This window comes from Calidithermus chliarophilus DSM 9957 (genome assembly GCF_000430045.1).
GTDB lineage: Bacteria > Deinococcota > Deinococci > Deinococcales > Thermaceae > Calidithermus > Calidithermus chliarophilus.
In genome coordinates this window covers 2,837,028-2,860,635 of the sequence record NZ_KE387023.1, presented here as the reverse complement: position 1 = coordinate 2,860,635, position 23,608 = coordinate 2,837,028, and the positions used below count along the sequence as shown (strand labels likewise).

21 protein-coding genes are annotated in these 23,608 nt (G+C 68.2%); 13 read left to right on the top strand and 8 right to left on the bottom strand.

Going from position 1 to position 23,608, the window contains the following annotated elements:
• The first annotated feature begins 515 nt into the window (after nucleotides 1-515).
• The 9 genes from fsa (at nucleotide 516) to MEICH_RS0113730 (ending at nucleotide 9,555) form a co-directional block, all read left to right on the top strand.
• Nucleotides 516-1,160, top strand: coding sequence for a fructose-6-phosphate aldolase (gene fsa / locus MEICH_RS0113770; protein WP_027893123.1), 645 nt, complete (start codon nucleotides 516-518; stop codon nucleotides 1,158-1,160).
• Nucleotides 1,160-2,440, top strand: coding sequence for a transcription termination factor Rho (gene rho, locus MEICH_RS0113765; RefSeq protein WP_027893122.1), 1,281 nt, complete (start codon nucleotides 1,160-1,162; stop codon nucleotides 2,438-2,440). Before fsa ends, rho begins: the two co-directional genes overlap by 1 nt.
• Nucleotides 2,441-2,494: 54 nt before the next feature.
• Complete coding sequence (locus tag MEICH_RS0113760) at nucleotides 2,495-3,730, top strand: peptidoglycan DD-metalloendopeptidase family protein (RefSeq protein ID WP_027893121.1); 1,236 nt, start codon at nucleotides 2,495-2,497, stop codon at nucleotides 3,728-3,730.
• 103 nt (nucleotides 3,731-3,833) lie between these two features.
• Nucleotides 3,834-4,715: a pyridoxal 5'-phosphate synthase lyase subunit PdxS gene (gene pdxS, locus MEICH_RS0113755; RefSeq protein WP_027893120.1), complete on the top strand. Its 882-nt coding sequence runs from the start codon at nucleotides 3,834-3,836 to the stop codon at nucleotides 4,713-4,715.
• Between the two features lie 276 nt (nucleotides 4,716-4,991).
• Nucleotides 4,992-5,576, top strand: a complete 585-nt coding sequence (gene pdxT / locus MEICH_RS0113750; protein WP_027893119.1) for a pyridoxal 5'-phosphate synthase glutaminase subunit PdxT — start codon at nucleotides 4,992-4,994, stop codon at nucleotides 5,574-5,576.
• Nucleotides 5,577-5,646: 70 nt separating this feature from the next.
• Nucleotides 5,647-6,750 carry an aromatic ring-hydroxylating oxygenase subunit alpha gene (locus MEICH_RS0113745; RefSeq protein WP_027893118.1) on the top strand — a complete coding sequence of 368 codons (1,104 nt, stop codon included), beginning with the start codon at nucleotides 5,647-5,649 and terminating at the stop codon, nucleotides 6,748-6,750.
• A gap of 70 nt (nucleotides 6,751-6,820) precedes the next feature.
• A complete protein-coding gene (locus tag MEICH_RS0113740) occupies nucleotides 6,821-7,678 on the top strand; it encodes an ABC transporter substrate-binding protein (protein WP_027893117.1) in 858 nt (285 codons plus the stop codon).
• 19 nt (nucleotides 7,679-7,697) lie between these two features.
• Nucleotides 7,698-8,795: an amino acid ABC transporter permease gene (locus tag MEICH_RS0113735; protein WP_027893116.1), complete on the top strand. Its 1,098-nt coding sequence runs from the start codon at nucleotides 7,698-7,700 to the stop codon at nucleotides 8,793-8,795.
• Nucleotides 8,796-8,811: 16 nt separating this feature from the next.
• Entirely contained in the window at nucleotides 8,812-9,555 is a 744-nt protein-coding gene (locus MEICH_RS0113730) for an amino acid ABC transporter ATP-binding protein (protein ID WP_027893115.1), read from the top strand.
• A 128-nt stretch (nucleotides 9,556-9,683) separates the two neighbouring features.
• On the opposite strand, the gene MEICH_RS0113725 is transcribed toward MEICH_RS0113730, so the two are convergent.
• From MEICH_RS0113725 to hisS, 6 genes are all read right to left on the bottom strand, one after another.
• Nucleotides 9,684-10,511: a serine hydrolase gene (locus MEICH_RS0113725; RefSeq protein ID WP_027893114.1), complete on the bottom strand. Its 828-nt coding sequence runs from the start codon at nucleotides 10,509-10,511 to the stop codon at nucleotides 9,684-9,686.
• A 3-nt stretch (nucleotides 10,512-10,514) separates the two neighbouring features.
• Nucleotides 10,515-11,321 carry an HAD family hydrolase gene (locus tag MEICH_RS0113720; protein WP_027893113.1) on the bottom strand — a complete coding sequence of 269 codons (807 nt, stop codon included), beginning with the start codon at nucleotides 11,319-11,321 and terminating at the stop codon, nucleotides 10,515-10,517.
• Entirely contained in the window at nucleotides 11,318-12,148 is an 831-nt protein-coding gene (locus MEICH_RS0113715; protein ID WP_027893112.1) for an HAD family hydrolase, read from the bottom strand. The genes MEICH_RS0113720 and MEICH_RS0113715 overlap by 4 nt, the downstream gene beginning before the upstream one ends.
• Before the next feature lie 214 nt (nucleotides 12,149-12,362).
• A complete protein-coding gene (locus tag MEICH_RS0113710; RefSeq protein ID WP_027893111.1) occupies nucleotides 12,363-13,268 on the bottom strand; it encodes a PhzF family phenazine biosynthesis protein in 906 nt (301 codons plus the stop codon).
• Nucleotides 13,261-15,006: an aspartate--tRNA ligase gene (gene aspS / locus MEICH_RS0113705; protein ID WP_027893110.1), complete on the bottom strand. Its 1,746-nt coding sequence runs from the start codon at nucleotides 15,004-15,006 to the stop codon at nucleotides 13,261-13,263. Before aspS ends, MEICH_RS0113710 begins: the two co-directional genes overlap by 8 nt.
• 223 nt (nucleotides 15,007-15,229) lie before the next feature.
• Nucleotides 15,230-16,522 carry a histidine--tRNA ligase gene (gene hisS, locus MEICH_RS0113700; RefSeq protein WP_027893109.1) on the bottom strand — a complete coding sequence of 431 codons (1,293 nt, stop codon included), beginning with the start codon at nucleotides 16,520-16,522 and terminating at the stop codon, nucleotides 15,230-15,232.
• A 289-nt stretch (nucleotides 16,523-16,811) separates the two neighbouring features.
• On the opposite strand from hisS, the gene MEICH_RS0113695 reads away from it, so the two are divergent.
• From MEICH_RS0113695 to MEICH_RS0113685, 3 genes are all read left to right on the top strand, one after another.
• Nucleotides 16,812-18,536, top strand: a complete 1,725-nt coding sequence (locus tag MEICH_RS0113695; protein ID WP_027893108.1) for an ABC transporter substrate-binding protein — start codon at nucleotides 16,812-16,814, stop codon at nucleotides 18,534-18,536.
• A 63-nt stretch (nucleotides 18,537-18,599) separates the two neighbouring features.
• Nucleotides 18,600-19,628, top strand: a complete 1,029-nt coding sequence (locus MEICH_RS0113690) for an ABC transporter permease (RefSeq protein WP_027893107.1) — start codon at nucleotides 18,600-18,602, stop codon at nucleotides 19,626-19,628.
• The gene (locus MEICH_RS0113685; protein WP_036218566.1) at nucleotides 19,628-20,668 is read left to right on the top strand and encodes an ABC transporter permease; all 1,041 of its coding nucleotides are present in this window, start codon (nucleotides 19,628-19,630) and stop codon (nucleotides 20,666-20,668) included. The genes MEICH_RS0113690 and MEICH_RS0113685 overlap by 1 nt, the downstream gene beginning before the upstream one ends.
• 67 nt (nucleotides 20,669-20,735) lie before the next feature.
• Here MEICH_RS0113685 and MEICH_RS0113680 read toward each other — a convergent pair whose 3' ends face one another.
• Nucleotides 20,736-21,095, bottom strand: coding sequence for a hypothetical protein (locus MEICH_RS0113680; RefSeq protein ID WP_027893106.1), 360 nt, complete (start codon nucleotides 21,093-21,095; stop codon nucleotides 20,736-20,738).
• Nucleotides 21,096-21,295: 200 nt separating this feature from the next.
• On the opposite strand from MEICH_RS0113680, the gene MEICH_RS0113675 reads away from it, so the two are divergent.
• Complete coding sequence (locus MEICH_RS0113675; RefSeq protein ID WP_027893105.1) at nucleotides 21,296-22,327, top strand: tyrosine-type recombinase/integrase; 1,032 nt, start codon at nucleotides 21,296-21,298, stop codon at nucleotides 22,325-22,327.
• Between the two features lie 386 nt (nucleotides 22,328-22,713).
• Here MEICH_RS0113675 and MEICH_RS25075 read toward each other — a convergent pair.
• On the bottom strand, nucleotides 22,714-23,608 hold an 895-nt coding region (locus MEICH_RS25075; protein ID WP_036218565.1), incomplete at its 5' end, for a chromosome segregation protein SMC.

The following is a 23,608-nucleotide window of genomic DNA, read 5'->3' as shown; positions in this document are numbered from 1 at the left end:
GCAACGCCCGCACCCGGGCCGCTGCTCGGAAACAGCTCAGGTGCGGACGAAAGTCGCCTCTCTGGCTTCTCTCGCGGTACCACCGCACTTCCTGAATGACGCGGATAACTGATGGCCCTAGCTTTTTGGCTACCGGCTATCGGCCTTCATCCAGGCACTCTTGCGCGCTGTCTCGGGCGCACCCGCGGGGTCTACTGGGATGGCTCAAGCATCGATTAAGACCCGAGCCTTCCGTTCTTCCCGACGGCAGCGGGGTGATTTTCAGCGGCGAAGTTGCCGTCGGGCTCGCACTCTCCCCGGCTCGCTGCGTGGGCATCGGCGCTTACTCGTCCCCGCCCTTGCTTTACAACCCCGGCAGCATGGCCTATACTCCTATGCGGCTGCCATAGGGTAAAGCTTATGCTAGCTACCCCCAAACAGGATGTCAAACGCTAAAACCTTGCAGCGGTGCTGTGCTGGGGGTTAGACTTGGGCCTAAGCCCAAAGCGTCGACAACCTGAGGGAGTGTGCCTTTTATGGAACTGTACCTGGATACTGCCGTGATCGAAGAAATCAAGGAAGTGGCCTCCTGGGGGGTGCTCTCCGGCGTCACCACCAACCCCAGCCTGATCCTCAAGTCGGGCCGCCCCTTTGAACCGACCATCAAAGAGATCTGCGAAGTGGTCCAGGGACCCGTCTCGGCCGAGGTCACCAGCCTGGCCCACCCCGAGATGATCGCCGAGGGCCGCCGCCTGGCCAAGATCGACGACTACGTCGTCGTCAAGCTGCCCACCACCATCGAGGGGCTCAAGGCCTGCAAGGTGCTCAGCTCCGAGGGCGTCCGCGTCAACATGACCCTCGTCTTCTCGGCCAACCAGGCCCTGCTGGCTGCCCGGGCCGGGGCCTGGTGCGTCTCGCCCTTCCTGGGCCGCGTCGACGACATCTCCTGGGAGGGCATGGACCTCGTGCGCGAGATCGCCGACCTCTTCGCCGTGCAAAACCTCCCCACCAAGGTCCTCGCCGCCTCCATCCGCCACCCCCGCCACGTCACCGACGCCGCGCTGGCCGGCGCCGACATCGCCACCATGCCGCAGAGCGTGTTCAAGATGCTCATCCAGCACCCCCTGACCGACATCGGTCTGAAGAAGTTCATGGACGACTGGGCCAAGGTGAACCCCTAATGAGAAAAAAGAGCACCGCCGCTGAAACGCCGCTGGGTTTTCAGGAACTCTCGGCCAAGATTCTGCCCGAGCTGCACCTGCTGGCGGCCAAGGCGGGGATCGAAGACTACAAGAAAATGCGCAAGGACGAGCTGGTCATGGCCCTGCTGGGCCAGGAGGCCACCGACGAGGGCTTAAACCTCGCCAAGGGCTACCTCGAGATCAGCTCCGACGGCTACGGCTTCTTGCAGGAGAACCTCTACGCCCTCGAGTCCCGCTCGGTCATCGTCAGCGCCGGCCTCATCAAGCAGTACCAGCTCCGCACCGGCGACTACGTCGTGGGCAAGGCCCGGCCGCCCCGTGAGAACGAGCGCTACGGCACCCTCATGAAGGTCGAGGCGGTCAACAACCTCGACCCCGAGGCCGCCGCCAAGCGCCCCAAGTTCGACGACCTCATCCCGCAGTTCCCCGACCGCCAGATCATCCTCGAGACCACCGGCGAGGAGTCCTCCAACCGCGTCATCGACCTGCTGGCTCCCATCGGCCGCGGGCAGCGCGGCCTGATCGTCGCCCCGCCCAAGGCCGGTAAGACCACCCTGCTCAAGAAGGTCGCCCGGGCCGTGCTGCGCAACGAGCCCGACATCAAGGTCATCGTCCTGCTCATCGACGAGCGCCCCGAGGAGGTCACCGACTTCCGCGAGTCGGTCGACGGCGCCGAGGTCATCGCCTCGACCTTCGACGAACCCCCCCAAAACCACATCCGCGTGGCCGAGTTCGTGCACGAACGCAGCCGCCGCATCGTCGAGGAGGGCGGCCACGTGCTGATCCTGCTCGACTCCATCACCCGCCTAGCGCGGGCTAACAACCTGGTTACGCCGCCGACGGGCCGAACCCTGTCGGGCGGCTTGGATTCGGCAGCCCTGCACTTCCCCAAGCGCTTCCTGGGGGCTGCCCGCAACATCCGGGGCGGCGGATCCTTGACGATCCTGGCCACCGCCCTGGTCGAGACCGGCAGCCGCATGGACGACGTGATCTTCGAGGAGTTCAAGGGCACCGGCAACATGGAGCTCCACCTCTCGCGCCGCCTGGAAGAGCGGCGGATTTTCCCCGCGATCGACATCCTCAAGTCCGGCACCCGTCGCGAAGAACTGCTGTTGGGCGAAGAGGTCATCCACAAGATGTGGCTGCTTCGCAAGGTATTGGCCGACATGGACCCCGCCGAAGCCATGGAAATGCTGTTGGCGAGGCTCTCCCGTACCAAAACCAACAAAGAGTTCCTTGCAACTCTGGCGGCGAAGTAGTTATAATCCCGCGAGAGTTTCAGGCGGCGTTTCATCGCCGAGGAGGAATCGCTCTTGGAAGCGTTGCTCAAAGCTGTTGTCGCTGGCGCTGCCCTGCACTCGCCCCTCGCGACGCTCGTCCAAAACGACGGAACCGAAGTGGTGCTCGAGCCCCCCGCCAACAAAGGCTGGGTGCTCTACACGGTGCAGAGCGGCGACACGCTGATCGGCATCGCCAGCCGCTACCGGGTTGACCCCAAGGCCATCATGTACTCCAGCGGCCTCGAGGGCATCAAGCTCAAGCCGGGCCAGCGACTGCGCATCCCCCTCACTGCCGGCCAGTCCGACCGTGAGCCCCGGGTCCCGCCGGGCGTCGAGCCCTACACCGTCCGCAGCCGCGACACCCTCAAGGGGATCGCGGCGCGTTTCGGCGTGAGCGAGCTCGAGCTCATCACCGCCAACCCCTGGATCCCCAGCCTCGACCGCCTCACCGAGGGCGCCGTCCTCCACATCCCCACCGGGCAGAAGGGCCTGCTGGTGCGGCTGAGCAAGGGCCAGACCCTCCTCGACCTCTCCGGCCGCTTCGGCGTCTCGCTGCTCAAGCTCGCCAAGGTCAACGGCATCGACAACCCCGCCGAGGTCGCCGAGGGCGACCTGATCCTCATCCCCGGCATCCTCGCCCGCACCACCTACGACAACCTGCTCGCCAAGCGCGAAGCCGAGCGGCAGGCCCGCCTCGAGGCCGAGCGCAAGGCCCGTGAGGAGGCCGCCCGCCTCGCCGAGCAGCGCCGCCGCGAGGAGGCCGCCCGCCGGGAGGCCGAGGCCAAGCGCCAGGCCCGCCTCGCCGCCCAGCGCCAGGCGCAGGCCCAGACCCAGGCCCGGCGGCAGGTCGCCCAATCCGCCACCGTGCGCCGCTCCAACTTCGTGAGCGAGGGCGGCTACACCTACCCGGTCAAGAGCTACGTCATCACCACCTACTTCGGCCGCCGGGGCGCCTACCAGCGCTACCACACCGGCGTGGACTTCGCCGCCCCCCACGGCACCCCCATCTACGCCGCCCGCAGCGGCCAGGTGCAGGTGGCCGGCTGGAGCACCTGGGGCTACGGCTACCACGTGGTCATCGACCACGGCGGCGGCGTGGACACCCTCTACGGCCACATGTCCCGCTTCGTGGTGAGCGCGGGCGAGTGGGTCGAGCGCGGCCAGCTCATCGGCTACGTCGGCTCGACCGGCTGGTCCACCGGCCCCCACCTCCACTTCGAGGTCCGCGTGGGCGGCTCGCCCCGCAACCCCCTGGCCTACCTGCCCTGATTCCTGCTCTCCCCATACATTCACCCAGGCCGATTGGTCTGGGTTTTTTCGAGCCCCATTGGCGCTTTCACCGGGCCAAAGCGGGGGCTAGACTCGTCTTGCTATGCAGATCGGAACCCTCCGTGTCAAGACCGGTTTCGCCGAGATGTTCAAGGGTGGCGTGATCATGGACGTCACCAACGCCCAGCAGGCCGAGATCGCCGAGGAGGCCGGCGCCTGCGCGGTGATGGCCCTCGAGCGCGTCCCTGCCGACATCCGCGCCCAGGGCGGCGTGGCCCGCATGTCCGACCCCAAGGTCATCAAGGAGATCATGGGCGCGGTCTCGATCCCGGTGATGGCCAAGGTGCGCATCGGGCACTTCGTGGAGGCGCAGATCCTCGAGGCTTTGGGCGTGGACTTCATCGACGAGTCCGAGGTGCTCACCCCCGCCGACGAGTCCTTCCACATCGACAAGCACGCCTTCAAGGTGCCCTTCGTGTGCGGCGCGACCAACATCGGCGAGGCCCTGCGCCGCATCGGGGAAGGGGCCGCCATGATCCGCACCAAGGGCGAGGCCGGCACCGGCAACGTGGTCGAGGCCGTGCGCCACGCCCGCAGCGTGCTCGGCAGCATCCGCCGCATCCAGGCCATGCCCGTCGAGGAGCTCATGACCTTCGCCAAGGAAAACGGCGCCCCCTACGAGCTCGTGCGCTGGGTCCACGAGAACGGTCGCCTCCCGGTGGTCAACTTCGCCGCCGGCGGCGTGGCCACCCCCGCCGACGCCGCTTTGATGATGCAGCTCGGCATGGACGGGGTGTTCGTGGGCAGCGGCATCTTCAAGTCGGGCGACCCCAAGAAGCGCGCCCGTGCCATCGTGCGCGCCGTGACCCACTACAACGACCCCGCCATCCTGGCCGAGGTTTCCGAGGACCTGGGCGAGGCCATGGTGGGCATCAACCTCGACGAGCTGCACGAGGAAGAGAAGCTCGCCAAGCGCGGGTGGTAGGCGCTGGGCGCGGGTCGTACGCCGTACGCCGATAGCTAAACGCTGATAGCCGATAGCCGAACGCTAAACGCCCTTTCTCCGCCCCCCTTAACAAGGGGGGCCAGGGGGGATAAACCCTCCCCGCGCGCAGGGAGGGGTTCCTTTCCACCACGAGCCACACGCCACGGGCCTTCCGCTCTTCGCTGATCGCCGACCGCTGAAAGCCCCAATTGGTACGCTCTCCAAGCCGCGCTATTGGCTCTTGACCCGTACCACTTCCTTGCCCAGCATGGACCTGTGAAAATCGGCGTGCTCGCCCTGCAAGGGGCCTTCAGGGAACACAAGCAGATGCTCGAGCGCCTGGGCGCCGAGGCCGTCGAGGTGCGTAAGCCCGAGCACTTAGCCGGGCTCCAGGGCCTGATCGTGCCGGGCGGGGAGTCCACCACCATCGGCAAGCTAGCCCGGGAGTACGGCATCGACGCCGCGGTGGCGCGGCGGGTCGAGGCGGGGGACCTGGCGGTGTGGGGCACCTGCGCCGGGGCCATCTGGCTGGCGCGGGAGATCCCCCATTACCCCGAGCAGCCCCGGCTGGGCCTCATGGACATCGCCGTCGAGCGCAACGCCTTCGGGCGGCAGGTGGCGAGTTTCGAGGAGGACCTCGAGGTCAAGGGCCTGGACAAGCCCTTCCACGCGGTCTTCATCCGGGCTCCGGCCATCACGCGGGTGGGGCCGGGCGTCGAGGTCCTGGCCTACCACGGCAAGGACGTCGTGCTCGCGCGCCAGGGCAGGCTGCTGGCCTCGAGCTTCCACCCCGAGCTCACCGGCGACTTCCGCCTTCACCGGCTCTTCCTCGATTTAGCGAATAATCTTGTCACGAGCTAAATTTATCGTGAATCTGTTCACATAATACCCGTGCTCGGCACGCCCTCTCCCAGGCGGTAGACTCTGGGCTATGAAGCCCAAACTCGACGTCGCCGCCGACACCGCCGAGGCCTCCACGCTCCCTGCCGCCTTCTACAAGAGCCAGGAGTTCTACGAAGCCAGCAAGGATAAGGTCTTCGCCCGTAGCTGGCAGTGGGTAGGGGACACCGACGAGCTCAAGGCACCCGGCACCGTCAAGCCGCTGACGCTGCTCGAGGGCTGCCTCGACGAGCCCCTCGTCATCACCCGCGACTACGACGACCGGCTGCACGTGCTCTCCAACGTCTGCACCCACCGCGGCATGCTGGTGGCGGAGAGCGGCGACCAGAACGCCCGCTACCTGCGCTGCCGCTACCACGGCCGCCGCTTCGGCATGGACGGCTGCTTCCAGGCCATGCCCGAGTTCGACGGCGTCAAGGGCTTCCCCAGCGAGAAGGACCACCTGCCCAAGATCCCCTTCGGCCTGTGGGGCCAGGACAAGTGGCTCTTCGTCTCGCTCGAGCCCCAGCACGCGCTCGAGGAGGTCCTCAGGCCCATCCAGGAGCGGGTGGGCTGGATGCCCTTCCGGCAGTTCTACTTCGACCCCAGCCGCGCGCGGGACTACCTGGTGCGGGCCAACTGGGTGCTCTACTGCGACAACTACCTCGAGGGCTTCCACATCCCCTACATCCACGCCTCGCTCAACAGCGCCATCGACTACGGCAGCTACACCTCCGAGCTTTACGACTGGTGCAACCTGCAACTGGGCGTGGCCGCCGACGGCGAGGCCGCCTTCGAGTTGCCCAAGGACTCCCCCGACTACGGCAAGCGCGTGGGGGCCTACTACTACTGGGTGTTCCCCAACCTCATGTTCAACTTCTACCCCTGGGGGCTTTCCGTCAACGTGGTGCGGCCTCTGGGCCCCGAGCTCACCAAGGTCTCCTTCCTGCCCTACGTCTGGGACGCCGGCAAGCTCGAGCAGGGCGCGGGCGCGGCCCTCGACCGCGTGGAGCGCGAGGACGAGGTGGTGGTCGAGGCCGTGCAGAAGGGGGTGAAGTCGCGCTTCTACGACCGGGGCCGCTTCAGCGTCAAGCGTGAGCAGGGGGTCCACCACTTCCACCGCCTGCTGGCGCAGGCCCTAGAGGGTGGGGCTTAAGTCCCGCCCTTGCTTGACGCTGCCGTGAAGCTTCGGTATTGTGGCGGCGAGTTCTACATGGAGGAAAGGTATGGCTAAACGCTGGTACGCGCTCGTGGGATTGGTGGCGGTCGGGGCGGTGGCCCTGTTCGGTGTGCAGGCCCAGACCAACACCGTCAAGATCGGCGATTGTGAGCTCTACGGCAAGCGCGGGGAGTTCAAGCTCAACCCGGTGACTCCCGGCGTCCTCACCGTCCAGACCAACCTGCCCGCCCCGGGCTGGTGGAACGGCGACACCCCCGAGACCATCAAGAGCGGCTACGAGTACTGCCTGGCGGCCAACATCGCCCACCGTGCCGGGCTGAACCAGGTCAAGATCGTCAACGTCTCCTTCGACGCGCTGGTGGCCGGGCAGACCAAGGCCTTCGACCTCGCCCTCTCGCAGGTCACCATCACCGCCGAGCGCAAGAAGGTCGTCGACTTCTCGCCCGCCTACTTCTCCTCCGACCAGGGGCTCTTGGTGCGCAAGGGCACCAAGGTCGACGCCTCCAACATCAAGACGCTGCGCATCGGCGTGCAGCAGGGCACCACGGCCGTGGACTTCGTGAAGGACGTGCTCAAGGTGCCGGCCAACAACGTGCGTGTCTTCCCCGACACCCCCAACATGTTCACCGCCCTGCAGGCCCGCCAGGTCGACGTGGTGATGCTCGACACCGCCATCGTGCTGGTGCAGGCCCGGCAGTCCAACGGGGCGCTCGAGGTCGTCGGGCAGTACAAGACCGGCGAGGAGTACGGGGCCATCTACCCCAAGGGCTCGGCCAACAAGGCCGTCCTCGACCAAATCTTCAAGACCATGGCCGCCGACGGCACCTTCAAGAAGCTCTCGCAGGCTTACCTCTCCAAGGAGTTCGGCGGCGACCCCACCGCCATCCCCTACCTCAAGCCCTGAAAGCCTTAAGGCCTTGGCCGTGAACCCAGTTGACCCGAACCGGGGGCGCTCGAGCGCCCCTTCAATTCCGAAAGACCCCACCCCGCTGGCCCTGGTGGCGCTGGCGGTGTGCGGGTTGGTGGTCCTGGCCGCGTGGTGGGTGCTGCTGGGCCTAGAGCGCATCCTCGAGCGCAACCAGCTCGGCGGGACCCTGCTCGACGCCGCGCTGGTGGGGGTGGGGCTGCTGCCCCTGCTGCTGCTGGTGCCGGTGCTGCGCTCGCTGCGGGCCGCGGGGCAGGCCCGGGCCGGGCTGGCCCTCAAAGACCTCATCACCGCCCGGGTCAAGACCGCCGAGTCGCGGGAGTGGGCCCAGTACGCCATCGGCTACGGGGCCGCCGTGCTGCTGGTGTTCCTGGGCGTGCAGTTCCTCCTGGCCAACGACGGGGCGGTGGGCGCGACCTTCTTCCGCCTCGAGCTCATCCGAAGCTCCTTCGGCTTAGTGCTGCAGGCGTTCTGGAAGAACGTGTGGATGTTCTGCGTCGCCGAGGTCTTCATCCTCGTCTGGGGCCTGGTCATCGCGGTGGCCCGCATGATCCCGGGCCGCGCCGGGCAGCCCATCCGCTTCCTCGCCACGCTCTACACCGACGTCTTCCGCGGGCTGCCCACCATCATCAGCATCTACCTCATCGCGCTGGGGCTGCCCCTGGCCAACGTGCCGGTGGTGCGGGACTGGCCGCCGGAGTGGCTGGCGATCCTGGCCCTCACCATCAGCTACGGGGCCTACGTGGCCGAGGTCTACCGCGCGGGCCTCGACAGCATCCACCCCAGCCAGTGGTCCGCCGCCCGCAGCCTGGGCCTGAGCTTCGGCCAGACCCTGCGCTTCGTGATCATCCCCCAGGCGGTGCGCCGCATCATCCCGCCCCTGCTCAACGACTTCATCGCCCTGCAGAAGGACACCGCGCTCGTCAACGTGGTGGGCGTGATCGACGGCTTCAACCAGGCCAAGATCATCGCCTCCAACAAGTTCAACCTCTCCGCCGTGACCACGGTGGCCCTGCTGTTCATGCTCATCACCATCCCCCAGACCCGCTTCGTCGACCGGCTGCTCGAGCAGGAGAAGCGCCGCACGCGCGGCTGAGGGGCCTCGCCAGACTATGAGCTTCCTAGAGATCCGCGACGTACACAAGCGCTACGGCGACTTCGAGGTGCTCAAGGGCGTCAACCTCAAGGTCGAGCAGCACCAGGTGGTCTGCCTCATCGGGGCCTCGGGCTGCGGCAAGAGCACGCTGCTGCGCTGCATCAACGGCCTCGAGGCCATCAGCGCGGGGGAGATCCGGCTCGAGGGCGACCGCATCACCGGCCCCGGCGTGGACCTCGACCGCCTGCGGCGCAAGGTGGGCATCGTCTTCCAGAGCTTCAACCTCTTCCCCCACATGAGCGTGCTGCAAAACGTCACCCTGGCCCCCGTGCAGGTGCTGAGGATGTCCCGCGCCGAGGCCGAGGCCAGGGCCATGGAGCTCCTGAGGCGCATCGGGCTCGAGGCCAAGGCCAAGGCCTACCCCGACCAGCTCTCCGGCGGCCAGCAGCAGCGCGTCGCCATCGTGCGGGCCCTGGCCATGGACCCCCAGCTTTTGCTCCTCGACGAGATCACCTCCGCCCTCGACCCCGAGCTCGTCTCGGAGGTGCTGAGCCTGCTGCGCGAGCTGGCCGCCGAGGGCATGACCATGGTGCTCGCCACCCACGAGATGAGCTTCGCCCGCGAGGTCGCCAGCAAGGTCTGCTTCCTCTACCAGGGCGTCGTTCACGAGGAGGGCCCGCCCGAGCAGATCTTCGGCAACCCCCAGCAGGAGCGCACCCGCGCCTTCCTGAGCAAGATCATCGAGGCCGGGCGGCTTTAGGCGGGCTCGAGGTACCGGTGCTCATCGCCCTCCCCGGCAACGGGGAGGGCGTCGTTTTGGGCCAGAGCGCCTTCATACCGGGTTCAATCGGCCGGGTCGGTCCGGCGCCGGACCGACCGAATCGGGCATCAGCTCAGCCGGTGCTGGTAGAGCACCGAGGCGATCTTGCCGATGAGCAGCACCGCCGGGTGGTCGGGGTGGAAGCGCGGGTCGGCGTCGGTCTCGGTGAGCACCACCAGCGAGTAGGCCGCGCCCTCCCGCGCCAGGATGCCCGCGTCGTGGCGGCACTTGCGGATCTCGCCCGACTTGGCGTACAGCCGCAGCGGGGCGGTGCCCTCCTCGAGGTCGTCGAGGTCGGCGGGGAGGTAGCGCAGGAAGAAGGTGAACTGCTGCCTCGAGAGGATCGACAGCGCGGTCTGGGTGGCCTCGGGGGGGAGGAGCTGGCCGGTCCAGAGCTGCTTGAGCAGCAGGCCCAGGTCCTCGGCGCTCGCCGTGGAGGCCTCGCCCTTCGCCCGCCGGGGGTCGGGGCGGTCGTCGGGCAGGGAGAGCATCCCGGCGCTGTAGGTGCTGCGCCAGCCCTGGGCCTGGTAGTAGGCGTTGAAGGGCTCCTTGTGGCCGAAGAAGTCGAGCACCACGTTGGTGGCGGTGTTGTCGCTGACGACGATCATCAGCGTGAGCAGGTCGAGCAGGGGCAAGGAGAGCCCCGGCGAGAGGTCCTTGAGCACCCCCGAGCCCCCCGCCACCGTCTCGGGCTTGACCGGCACCGCCTGGCGCAGGTCGGCGCCGGTGCTCAGCGCGTAGCACAGCATGGGCAGCTTGATGGTGCTCGCGGCGTAGACCTTCCAGTCGGGGTTGTGGGCGTACTGCTCGTGGCTGTGGAGGTTCTCCAGCCACACGCCCACCTTGCCGGGGAAGCGGTTAATAAGCTCTTGGATCTCGGCCCACATCGCAGGCATGGCTCACCTCACTTCGGACGGTTCCAGGCACAGTCTAACCGCCTGGGCGAAGCCGTCCTCCTCCAGGCGCCCCACCACCGCGTCGGCCGCCTCCAGGATGGCGGGCTCGGCGTTGCCCATGGCGATGCCCAGGCCTACCTGGCGGATGGCCTCGAGGTCGTTGAGGCTGTCGCCGATCATCGCCACCTCCTCCATCGCCAGCCCGTAGCGCTCGGCCATCCAGCGCAGGGCGCTGGCCTTGGAGACGCCCTTGGGGTCGGCCACCGCCACCACCTCGCCCTCGCCCACCACGTACTCCAGCCAGTCGAGCCCCTCCACCGCCGTGAGCGAGGGGCGCAGGCTGTCCCACAGGCCGCCCGTGATCACGAAGACCCCGCCCACGCAGGGCTCGGGCAGCTCGAGCAGGTCCACGCGCTCGTAGCCCACCCCCATCCGCAGGGCGAAGCGGTGCAGTTCGCGGGGCGGGTTCTCGCTGTAGAGCCTCCCCGAGGCCCCCGAGACGTAGAAGGGCAGGCCCTGTTCTCTCGAGTGCAGCACCATGCGGCGGTAGGTGGCCTCCGGCATCGCCACGCGGTGGACCAGTTCGGCGCCCCGGGCGATCAGGCTGCCGTTGCTGAAGGCGTGGTAGCCCTCGGGGTTCATCCGCAGGGCGTACTCCAGCCCGAAGCCCCCGAAGGGCCGCCCGGTCGCCACCGCCAAGCGCACCCCGGCGGCGCGGGCTTCCTCCACCGCCCGCCAGGCCGACTCCGGGACCCCCTGGCTCGGGTGCACGAGGGTCCAGTCGAGGTCCACGGCGATGAGGCGAATCATCGCGGCCCTTCGCCCGGCGCGGCCCGCGTGGCGAGGGCGGCCTCGAGGGCCTCCGCCAGCCCGCAGTCCTCGACCCGGCCCACCACCCGGTCGGCCCGGAGCTTGACCGCGTCGGGCGCGTTGCCCATGGCGACCCCCAGCCCCGCGGCCAGGATCAGCTCGAGGTCGTTCTCCCCGTCGCCCACCATCGCGCAGCCCTCCAGGCCCAGCCCGTAGCGCTCGGCCACCCAGGCCGCCGCGCTGAGCTTGGAGACCCCCTGCGCCGTCACCGAGCTGAAGATCACCCCCGGCATCCCGGGGCTAGTGGCCTCGTGGAGCTCGGCCCCCGCCACCTGCCGCACCTCCGCGCGCACCGTGTCCCACAGCGTCCCCACCGGCGCCACGTACTGCACCCGGATCACCGTGCCGGGCGGCTCGTCCAGCGGCCGGACCTCCGCCGGGAAGCCCAGCATGAGCTGGTGGGTCTCGAGGTCGGGGTGGGTTTGCTCGATGAAGAACCCGCCCTCGGCGGTGTACACCTCGAAGGGGATGAGGTGCGCCCGGCTCAGCCCCAGCAGTGCCCGGTAGGCCCCCAGCCCCAGCGAGCGGGTGTGCACCGGCCGCCCGTCCCCCGCCACCACCACCGCCCCCGACTCGAAGATGTGAAAGCCCTCCGGGTCGAGGCGCCGGGCGTACTCGAGGGCGAACCCCCGCCCTGGCCGCCCCGTGCACAGCGCCAGCCGCACCCCGGCCGCCCGCGCCCGCGCCGCGGCCTGCCAGGCGCACTCCGGCACGCCGCCGGGCCCGTAGAGGGTGCCGTCCACGTCGATGAGTACCAGCCCGATCATCCTGAGCGCCTCCAAGTGGGTCGATGGTCGATGGTCGATAGCCGATAGCTGATAGCCGATAGCTAAACGCAAAACGCAAAACGCGGGTCGTACGTCGTACGTCCTACGCCGTACGCCAAACGCCAGACGCCTCGGCCCTCGACGCTGGCGGGGAGGGACAAGAACGGGTGCTTCCCCCGCACGCCGCGAGCCTCCTGACGCGCGACCTGTGGCGTCACAGCTCCAGGATCCCCGACTCGGCCAGTACGGCCGTGCCCCCGAAGTACACCCGCTGCAACTCGCCGCTGGGGGCGTACTCCACCCGCACCTCGACCTGGCCGGGGACCCCCAGCTTGTGCCCCTGCAGCACGGTGAGCTTCACGGCTTCCTCCCAGCGCGGCACCACTCCGGCCCGGGCCAGGAGCGCGCCCAGCGCGGCGTTGGCCGCGCCGGTCACCGGGTCTTCGGGGATGCCCAGCAGTGGGGCGAAGTCGCGGGCGTAGAAGCTGCGCGGGCCCAGCGGGGCGTAGGGGTGCACGGTGGCGATCTCCAGCCCGGCGCACAGCTCGCTCAGGCGCTCCATGTCGGGCTCGAGGTCATCCAGCAGACCCGGCGCCACGAAGGGCAGGAACAGCGACCACAAGCCGGTGAAGGCCACCCCGTAGGGCAGGCCCCGGTGCAGGTAACGCTCGTTGGCGCCTAGGGCTTCGGTGAACTCCTGCACCTGCCGCCACAAGGGCGGGTCGCGGAAGCGCGGGGCCGGCCCGCGCACCACGGCCTTGCTCGGCGCGTCGCCCTCATAGACCAGCTCCACCGGCAGCGTCTCCGACGCCGCGCGCAGGTAGAGCTTCTTGCTGCCCTCGGGCAGCATGCCCTCGCGGGCCAGGGTCAGGGCCAGCGCCACCGCCGCGTGCCCGGCGAACTCCACCTCGCCCGAGGGCGTGTAGTAGCGCACCTCGAAGCTCAGGCCCTCCCAGTCGGTCACGAAGGCCACCTGCGGCTGGTCGAGCTTGAGCGCCACCTGCCGCATCTGGGCCGCGTCCATGCCCCGGGCGTCGAGCACCAGCGCGATGCGGTTGCCGCCTCCGGGCGCTTCGGCGAAGGCGTCCACCAGTAAGTAGGGGAGGCCTGCTTTACCCATCGGACTTCCTCAAGGCGATGCCCAGCTCGGCCAGTTGGGCCTCGGCCACCGGGCTGGGGGCTTCGGTCAGCGGGTCACGGCCCTCCTTGTTCTTGGGGAAGGCGATGACCTCGCGGATGGAGTCCTCGCCGGCCATGTTGGCCACCCAGCGGTCGAGGCCCCAGGCGATGCCCCCGTGGGGCGGCGCCCCGAAGGAGAGGGCCTCGAGCAGGAAGCCGAACTTCTCCTGCGCCTCCTCGGGCCCGATCCCCAGGAGCGCGAACATCCGCTCCTGCAGGTCGCGGCGGTGGATGCGGATCGAGCCCCCGCCCACCTCCGTGCCGTTCATCACCATGTCGTAGGCGCGGGCCCGCACCTTGCCGGGGTCGCGCTCGAGCAGCTCCAGATCCTCGAGGTTGGGCGAGGTGAAGGGGTGGTGCATGTAGGTCCAGCGCCCGTTCTCCTCGTCCCACTCCAGCAGCGGGAAGTCCACCACCCACAAGAACTTGAAGCCCTCCTCGGCCAGCCCCAGGCGCTTGCCCAACTCCAGGCGCACCGCGCCCAGGCTCTCGACGCTCTTGCGCCAGGGCCCCGCCACGAACAGCGCGGTCTGGCCCTCCTGCACGCCCAGCTCCCGCGCCAGCCCCTCGGGGATGAACTTGGCGATGCCCCCGCTGAAGGCCCCGCCCTCGTAGCGGCTCCAGGCCAGCCCGGCCGCACCCTTGCCCTTGGCGATGGCCTCGAGCTCCTCGATCTCCCGCCGCGACAGCGCCGCCGGCGCCACCAGCGCCTTGACCACCTCCGCGCCCGCGAAGGCCCGGAACTCCCCGCCCCGGAAGCGCTCGGTCACGTCCCGCATCTCCAGCCCGAAGCGCAGGTCGGGCTTGTCGGAGCCGTAGCGGTTCATGGCCTCGGCGTAGGTCATGCGGGGGAAGGGGATGGGCAGCTCGACGCCCAATGCCTCCTCGAACACGTAGGCCGCCAGCCGCTCGTTGAGCTCTAAGACGTCCTCCTGGTCCACGAAGGACATCTCGAGGTCGAGCTGGGTGAAGTCGGGCTGGCGGTCGGCGCGCAGGTCCTCGTCGCGGAAGCAGCGCGCGATCTGGAAGTAGCGGTCGTAGCCCGCCACCATCAGCATCTGCTTGAAGAGCTGGGGCGACTGGGGCAGGGCGTAGAACTGCCCCGGCTGCAGGCGGCTGGGCACCAGGAAGTCGCGGGCCCCCTCCGGCGTCGAGCGCGTGAGGAAGGGGGTCTCGACGCTGATGAAGCCCTCCTGGTCGAGGAAGCGGTAGATGGCCGCCACCACCTTGTGGCGCAGCCGCAGGTTGCGCTGCAGGGCGCGGCGGCGCAGGTCCACCACGCGGTAGCGCATGCGGATGTCCTCCGAGACCGCCTGGTCCTCCTCGCCCCGCCAGGCCGCGTCGACGGGGAAGGGGGGGGTCTTGGCCTCGGCCAACACCTCGAGCCCCTCCGCCACCACCTCCACCTCGCCGGAGGCGATCCTGGCGTTCACCTGCTCGGCGGGCCGGGCCCGCACGGTGCCCGTGACCCGCACCACCCACTCCGAGCGCACCCGGTCGGCCTCGGCATAGGCCGGGCTTTCCGGCTGCACCACCACCTGTACCAATCCTTCGCGGTCGCGCAGGTCGATGAAGATCAGGCCGCCCAGGTCGCGGCGCCGGTTGACCCAGCCCTCGAGAACCACTTGCTCATTGACGTTCGACGTGTTGACGTTGCCGCAGTAGTGCGTCCGGCGCATGGTGAATAGTTTACCGTTCAAAGCGCTTGTGGCACCCCCGATCCCTGGCAAACAAAAGTTTCACGAGCTAGATTTATCGTGAACATATTCACTTAATAACATCCGGCGACAGGGCAGGGGAGAAGTGCCGCCCGTAACAGTTTCAAGCAGCGGCTTTAAAGCGATCGGCCGGGTCTAAAACCCGGCCCTACACCCCATTTCTGTTCCTGCCGGCGCGCGCTGCTCACAGCCGCACGCCGGGAACCGGCCCCAGCGCCTCGCCGAGCGCTTCCCAGCTCACCTCGCGCTGGTCGCCCGTCTCGAGGTGCTTGAGCGTGACCACGCCCCGGGCCCGCTCCGCCTCGCCCAGCAGGCCCACGAAGCGGGCCTCCCGCTTGAGCGCTTCCTCCAGGCCCTTGCGCGGGCTCTTGGGCGCGTAGGCCATCTCGACCCGGAAGGCAGGGCGCAGCCGCTGGGCGATCTGCAGGGCCTCGAGCTTGGCCGCCTCGTCGAGGGGCACGAGGTAGAGGTCGGGCGCGGGGTCGGCGGGGATCTCCACGCCTTCCTGCTCGAGCGCGATCGCCACCCGCTCGATGCCGATGCCCCAGCCCACGCCCGGCACCCTCGGCCCGCCCAGCATCTCCGACAGGCCGTCGTAGCGCCCGCCCCCGCCCAGGGCCGACTTGGCCCCGATCCGGCTGTGGTGTACCTCCCAGGCGGTGCGCACGTAGTAGTCGAGCCCGCGCACGATGGAGGGGTCGACGGTGAAGGGCACCCCGAGCTTCTCCAGGTAGCCCGCCACGCTCTCGTGGAAGGACCGCGCCTCGAGCCCCAGGAATTCGAGCATCGGCCGGACCCCCACCTCGGCCACGATGCGCTGGTCGGTCTCGCTCTTGGAGTCGAGGATGCGCATGGGGTTGGACTCCAGCCGCACCCTCGAGTCCTCCGAGAGCCCCTGGGCGTAGGGGCGGAACAGCCCCCGCAGGTAGTCGTTGTAGCGCACGCGGTCCTCGGGGTCGCCCACCGAGCCCAGCTTGACCTCGAGGCCCTTCAGCCCCAGCGCCCGGTAGATCTGCACCATCAGCGCGATGGCCTCGGCGTCGACGAGCGGGTCGGCCGAGCCCAGCGCCTCGTAGTCGACCTGGTGGAATTGCTTGTAGCGCCCCTTCTGGTGGCGCTCGGCGCGGAAGATGGGCCCCCAGGTGAACAGCCGCACCGGCTGGGGCCAGACCTTCATGCCGTGCTGGTTGTAGGCCCGCACGATGGAGGCGGTGGGCTCCGGCCGCAGCCCCAGCACCCGCCCGCCCCGGTCCTCGAAGGTGTACATCTCCTTCTTAACCACGATGTCCGAAGTCACCCCGACCCCCTTCTGCAGCACCTCCGCGTACTCGAAGATGGGGGTGTGGATCATCTGGGCCCCGCTCGAGCGCAGCACCTGCTCGGCCGTCTGGGTGATGTAGCGGAAGACGGGCTCGCGGAAGGGGTACTCCTTGCTCTGGGCGAAGACGTCGTTGGTGCCGGGAACCGAAGTCAGCATGAGCGCCATTCTAGCACCGCCGCCATCGCTTCCTTGAGGCTCGGATGGGGAAGAGGTGATAGGCACCCTACCGCCAGCTCAAGACGCCATCTCATTTTCGAGTAGCCGTTCCGATCGGGTTAATCCCGATGTATATCCACCAAACGGTGGAAATTGCATTCGGTCAAGCTTACTGTTAGGCTTAGCCCGTGCCTGGATGCCAAACGCAGACGGACCTGCTAGGGTCCAGGTGTTCGTTTAGCGGATAGCGGCTAATCCCTGTTGCTATCCATTACAAATGGAGGCTTATATGCGTAAGACCCTTCTGGCCGGCGCCCTGGCCCTCGCTGCTGGTGCAGCGTTCGCCGCGGTGCCCAACAACACGCTGGTGATCATGCACGGCTCGGACTACCCGACCCTCGACCCGGGCCAAACCTACGACACCGGCTCCGGTGAACTCGTCGAGAACATCTACGAAACCCTGGTGACCTACAAGGGCAAGAGCGTGTCCGAGCTCGAGGGCCTGCTCGCTACCTCGTGGAACGTCTCGGGGGACGGCCGCACCTACACCTTCACCCTGCGCAAGGGCGTGAAGTTCCACTCGGGCAACGAGTTCACCTGCGCCGACGCGGAGTACAGCCTGCGCCGCAACCTGGTGACCAACAACCACGACTCGGGCAACTGGTTCATCGCCGAGAGCCTGCTGGGCACCTCCGCCAACGCCGCCGACGACCCCCAGGCGGTGACCTGGGCCAAGATCTCCAACGCCGTCAAGTGCAACGCCCAGGGCCAGCTCGTGCTCACCCTCCCGGCCCGTGACCCCGCCTTCCTGGTGAAGCTCGCCTACACCGGGCAGGCCATCGTCGACAAGAAGCACGCCGCTTCCATCGGCGAGTGGGACGGCACCGAGGCCACCTGGAAGCAGTGGGTGGGCAAGGACCTCACCGACTCCAACCTCTCCAAGCGGCCCAGCGGCACCGGCGCCTACATGCTCGTGCGCCGTGACACCGCCACCACCGTGCTGCGCGCCTTCGACGGCTACTGGGGCGGCAAGCCCAAGATCGAGAACGTCATCGTGCAGACCGTGGCCGAGCAGGCCGCCCGCCTCGAGGCGCTGAAGAAGGGCGACGCCGACTTCGTCGAAACCGGCCCCCGCTCGGTGCTCTCGCAGCTGCAGGGCGTGCCCGGCGTCAAGATCTACGACGGCATCCCCAACAACGTGTCGTCGGCGATCTTCATGAACCAGAACATCAAGGACCCGGCGATCCTGGGCTCGGGCAAGCTCGACGGCAAGGGCATCCCCGCCAACTTCTTCTCCGACGTCAACGTGCGCAAGGCCTTCGCCTACTCCTTCGACTACGACCGCTACATCAAGGAGGTCCAGCTCGGCAAGGGCACCAAGCGCACCATGCTGCTGCCCGACATGTTCTTCGGCTACGACCCCAAGGTCAAGACCTACACCTACGACCCCAAGCAGGCGGCGGCCTTCTTCCGTAAGGCCTTCGGCGGCCAGCTCTGGCAGAACGGCTTCGTGCTGCGCGCCAGCTACCGCGCCAACAACGTGGCCTCGCAGACGGCGATGGAGATCCTCAAGGCCAACGTCGAGAAGCTCAACCCCAAGTTCAAGGTCGAGCTTCAGGCCAAGCCCTGGTCGGAGTTCCTCAAGTCCAGCCAGGAGGGTAAGGAGGCCATGATCCTCATCGGCTGGGCCCCCGACTACGCCGACCCCGACAACTTCCTCTACACCTTCTACCACTCCAAGGGCTACTACAACCCCCGCGCCAACTTCAAGGACGCGCTGCTCGACAAGCTGCTCGACCAGGCGCGCCAGACCATCGACCCGGCCAAGCGTAAGGCGCTGTACAGCCAGGTCGGCCAGCGCGCCTACGAGCAGTCCTACTACATCCTCATGCCCGCCGGCATCGGCTTCCTGGCCTACCAGGACCGTGTGAAGGGCGTGGAGGAGAACTACAACATCATGGCTTCCGGCATCACCGGTAACGTCTGGAGGCTGCTGAGCAAGGCTGGTCTCTAAAGGTTTTTGGGCCCCGCGTCGCTGTAGGCGCGGGGCCCCCTTTTTCAGACTGAGGAACATTGGATGACAGCTTTTATCCTTCGCCGCCTGATGGCCCTGCCGCTGGTCCTTTTGGCCCTGTCGCTGGCCATCGTGGGGCTGATGCAGACCCTCTCCCCGGCCGAGCGCGCCGCGGCTTTCGTGACCAACGAGAACCAATTGCGCAACCTCGAGGCCATCATCCGGGAGAAAGGGCTCGATCAGCCTTTTCACGTCCAGTACTGGAACTGGCTGCGGGAGGTCCTGCAAGGGAACCTCGGCTTTTCCAAGGCCTCGAACAAGCCCGTGATCGACACCATCATCGAGCGCTTCCCCGCGACGGTCGAGCTGACCTTGTTCTCGCTGCTGCCCATCCTGGGCTTCGGCATCTGGCTGGGGACGAGGGCGGGCCTTAACAAGGACAGGTTCATCGACCAGTTCACCCGGGTCTTCACCGTCGTCACCAACAACATCCCCACCTTCGTACTCGGGATCATCCTGCTGGTGATCTTCTACGGCCTGCTGGGCGTCGCCCCGGGCCCCGGGCAGCTCTCGCCGGAGAACCAGGTCAACCTCATCATCAACCCCGTCCCCCGCGTCACCGGCATGCTCAGCATCGACGCGCTGCTGGCGGGCAATTGGCCGGTGTTCTGGGACGTGCTGCACCACATGTTCCTGCCGGTGATCACCCTTTCTACCGTGATCACCGCGGGCATGATCAAGGTGATGCGCTCGAGCCTCATCGAGGTGCTCTCGCAGGACTACGTGCGCACCGCGCGGGCCAAGGGCCTGCCCGAGCGCACCGTCAACCTCAAGCACGCCCGCCGCAACGCGCTCATCCCCGTGGCCACCATCGGCGGCTTCGTGGTGCTGGGGCTGCTCTCGGGGGCGCTGTTCACCGAGACCATCTTCGCCTGGCCGGGCATCGGGAGCTGGGGGGCCGAGACCGCCACCCGCTTCGACGTGCCGGGCCTGCTGGGCTTCGCCCTGCTCAGCGGCATCCTGACCGTGCTCGCCAACCTGGCCGTGGACATCATCTACGCCCTGATCGACCCGAGAGTGAGGTTCGACTGATGAGCGCCGTGCCTGCTACCCAAAGCGCCGCGCGGCGCGACACCTTCTGGAACTCGAGGGTGATGCGGCGCTTCCGCCGCAACCGCCTGGCGGTCTTCGGCTTCTTCCTGGTGTGCATGTTCTTGCTGGTGGCGCTGTTCGCCCCCCTGCTCGCGCCCCCGCCCCCGGTGGGCAACAACTGCCTGCGCGACGTGGGCGCGACCACCACCGCCGAGGCCCTCACCCCCACCCACTCCGGCTTCTGGCGGCTGATGTTCGCCGCCCCGGCGAGCTGCTACCAGATCGCCCGCATCAACTTCACCCAGGTCCCCTCGCCGCCCCTCAAGCCCATCGCGACCGAGGCCGGGGAGGTGCGCCCGGTCTTCGGCACCAGCAACGGCTACGACGTGTGGTACGGCATCATCTGGGGCACGCGCACCGCGCTGAAGCTGGCGATCACCGTGGTCTTCTTCCAGCTCCTCATCGGGATCACCCTCGGGGCGATCTCGGGCTACTTCGGGGGCTGGGTGGACAACGTGATCCAGCGGCTCATCGACGTGATCTTCGCCTTCCCGAGCCTGATCCTGGTGATCGTGATCACGTCCTTGCTGGGGAAGAGCCTGAACTTCATCATCCTGGCCTTCGTGCTGGTGGGCTGGGCAGGATACGCCCGCATCGTGCGCGGGGAAGTGCTCAAGACGCGCTCGCTCGAGTTCGTCGACGGGGCCCGCGCGCTGGGGGCGAGCGACTGGCGCATCATCTTCCGCCACGTCATCCCCAACTCGCTCACCGCCATCACCGTCATCGCGGTGCTCGACCTGGGCGCCATCCCGCTCTCGGCCGCCGCGCTGTCGTTCCTGGGCATCGGCCTGCCGACGGGCTACACCGACTGGGGCCAGCTCATCAGCTTCGCCCGGGCCTGGATCCAGGGCACCGCGGAGAACCGCCTCGAGTACTGGTACGTGGCGTTCTACCCGGCCCTCACCATCATCCTCTTCGGCCTGGGCTGGAACCTGCTGGGCGACGCCCTGCGCGACGCCCTCGACCCGCGCGAGCGCTAAACTCTGCCCCAACGAAACCTCCCGGGCATCCCCGGGAGGTTTTTTGCAGCGTTGGGGGAGGGCACCTTCAGCCGGGCAGGGTGATGAAGGTGGGGTTGGGCGCGGCCATGGCCTCTTCCTTCTCGACCTTGGCGACCACGGCCTCGGCCCCGACGCCCAGCGCCTTCACCAGGCGCTCGCGGCTGACCTGGCGGCCCTCGAGGACGTAGCTGTAGCCGTGGCGGTGGAAGGTGATGACGAACGGCATGCCGTTGTGGTAGCGCAGCACGGTGTTGTTCTTGCGGGCGAGCCGCGACATCCGGCCGATCGCCCTGACCCGCGCGTAGGCCTTGCGTTCCTCACTCTTGGGGGCCACGAAGCTGACGAAGAGCAGGGCCATCACCACGGTTGAGGCGACAACGATGGGAGCTGCAACCTCAGGCGTCATAGCTTGAAGTATAAGCAGGGCGCCTCGGGGCCGGTGCGGTGACTAAACGCGAGGTTAAGCCCTCTGGCAGCGTCTTTCTCCGCATGGCCGGGTTAACCGGAGATGAGGGGCCTGCCGGCTCTGGCGGGCGGCCCCCCGAGGGTCCGAATTGCGGGTATTTCCCCTAAGATAAATTAAGGGAAATTTGGTATGCTGGGAAAATGGAGCTGGTTTCCCTGGCCAACTGGCACGATCCCGGCAAGCGGAGGCTCGAGGCGGTCCGGGCTGCCCACGAACGCGACGAGGCGGCCTTGCTCGAGCTGCTCAAGACCTACCTGATCTTGAAGGGCCGCAAGCGCGCGACGCTGAGCCCCAAGACGCTCGAGACCTACGAGGTCGGCGTGCGCGACTTCCTGGCCTGGGCCTGGCCGCCGGATTCGCCCGCCCCGCTGGTGCAACTGCTCAAGGCCACGGCCGACGACCTCGACCGCTACGTCGCCGACTTGCAGACCCGCGGCAGCCACCTCGAGGGCCAGCCGCTCAAACCCTCGAGCATCGCCACCTACCTGGCCAGCGTGCGGGCGCTGTACCGGGCGCTGGAATGGGCCGGGGCCGCCCAGTTGCCCCAGGGCGTGGTGGCGCCTCGAGACCCCACCCCGGCCTACGAGCGCCGCCCGGCCCTGCCGCTGAACCTCTACAAGGAACTGCTGGCCCGCCTCGACCCCTCCGAACCCACCCTGCAGCGCGACCGGGTGGCGGTGCGGCTCATGGCCGAGGCCGGGCTGCGCATAAGTGAAGTGGTTCACTTATTGGTGTCCGACGTCCACCCCCGGGAGCGGCTGCTCGAGGTCAAGCGCGGCAAGGGCTCCAAGCAGCGCACCATCCCCTTGAGCAACTCGCTGTGCGCCGAGCTCGAGCGCTGGCTCAGGACCCGCCTGGCCTACGCGGCGGCGGGCGAGATGCGCCTGCTCGTCAACATGGGCGGGCGCAAGGCCGGCGGCCGGGGCATGACCGCCCGCATGCTGCGCGGGGTCATCAACGCCCACTACCAGGCCCTGGGCTTCCCCGAACGCTACCGCGGCGCCCACATGCTGCGCCACACCGCCGGGACCCGCTTCTACAAGGCCAGCCGCGACCTGCACGCCACCGCGAGGCTGTTGGGCCACTCCAACCTCAACACCAGCGCCATCTACGCCAAGATGGACCTCGAGGGCTTGTTCGAGGTCGTGGACCGCATCGACGAGGGGGACTGAGGGATGCGCCCGTCTACGGCCAGCGTGTGGTGGGCGCTATCCATCGGGCTAGCACTCCTGGGGCCTGGGGGTCCTTCGCGGCGGTGATGTGGCCCTGGCTTTCGCGCCCTCAGTTCGAGGCCCTCGAGGCCCAGCACCGGGAAGCCTATTACTGGTCGGTGATCCTGCCTGCGCCTCGGTGGTTGACCCTGGGGAACGTAGCCTTCTACCTCTCCCGGGCTGCCCCCGGGGCAGCCTGGATGGGCTGGCGGAGGGAAAAATCGCGCAGGCGGCGCGCAATTCTGGGCGTGTTTTTCGCGCTGCTGTTCCTCCCCACGCTAGGGGTAGGCATCATAATGCTGACCTCGCTTCCGGCAGGTTAGGCCTCGAGCCACAGGCTCTCAGCGCTAGGCCAGCGCGTCCTCGCGGCGGATGCTGTACACCCGGCTCAGCCCGCGCTCGCTGGTGACGCCGTACAGCGCGTCGCAGGCTTCCATGGTGCGCTTTTGGTGGGTGATCAGGATGAACTGGGTCTCCCCCTTGAAGCGCTGGAGGAACTCGGTGAAGCGCAGGATGTTGGCCTCGTCGAGGGGGGCGTCCACCTCGTCGAGGACGGCGATGGGCAGGCCCCTCCCCTCTTCGGCGGTGCCCGCCAGGGCGAAGAGGAAGGCCAGCGCGCCCATGGTGCGCTCGCCCATCGAGAGCAGGCCCAGGTCGATGGTGCGTTTGCCGGAGGGCTGCAGGACGAGGTGCAGGCCGGATTTGTCGTGCTCGACGCGGGCCTCGGCGCCCAGCAGGGCGCGGGCGTAGTCGTGGAAGCGGTCGCGGAAGCGGTGGAAGGCGGCGTGGAGGCGGTCGCGGTACTCGCCCTCGACCAGCCGGAGCTCGGCCTCGAGCTTCGCCACCCCTGCCTCGGCCTCGGCCAGCGCGCCGGCGAGTTGCTCGGCTTCCTGGGCCAGGGCCTGGTACTCGCTCTCGGCCAGGTGGTTGACGGCGCCCAGAGCCTCCAGGGCGGCCTCGGTCTCGCTGAGGCGGCGGGCCAGCGCGCGGGAGTGGCCCTCCTCTGTTGGACCTTCAGGGAGTTCGGCCAGCTCGAGCAGCAGAGCCTCCTGGGTGCTCTCGCGGCGGGCCAGGCTGATGCGGGCCTGCTCGAGCTCGCCCAGAACGGCGTTGGTGCGGGCCAGCAGGCGGCTCTCCTCCTCGGCCAGGGTGCGGGCGCGCTGGCGGGCCTGCTGGAGGGCGGCCTCGAGGGCGCTGAGCCCCAGGGCGGCGGCTTCCTGCTCGAGTGATCCCAGGCGCTCG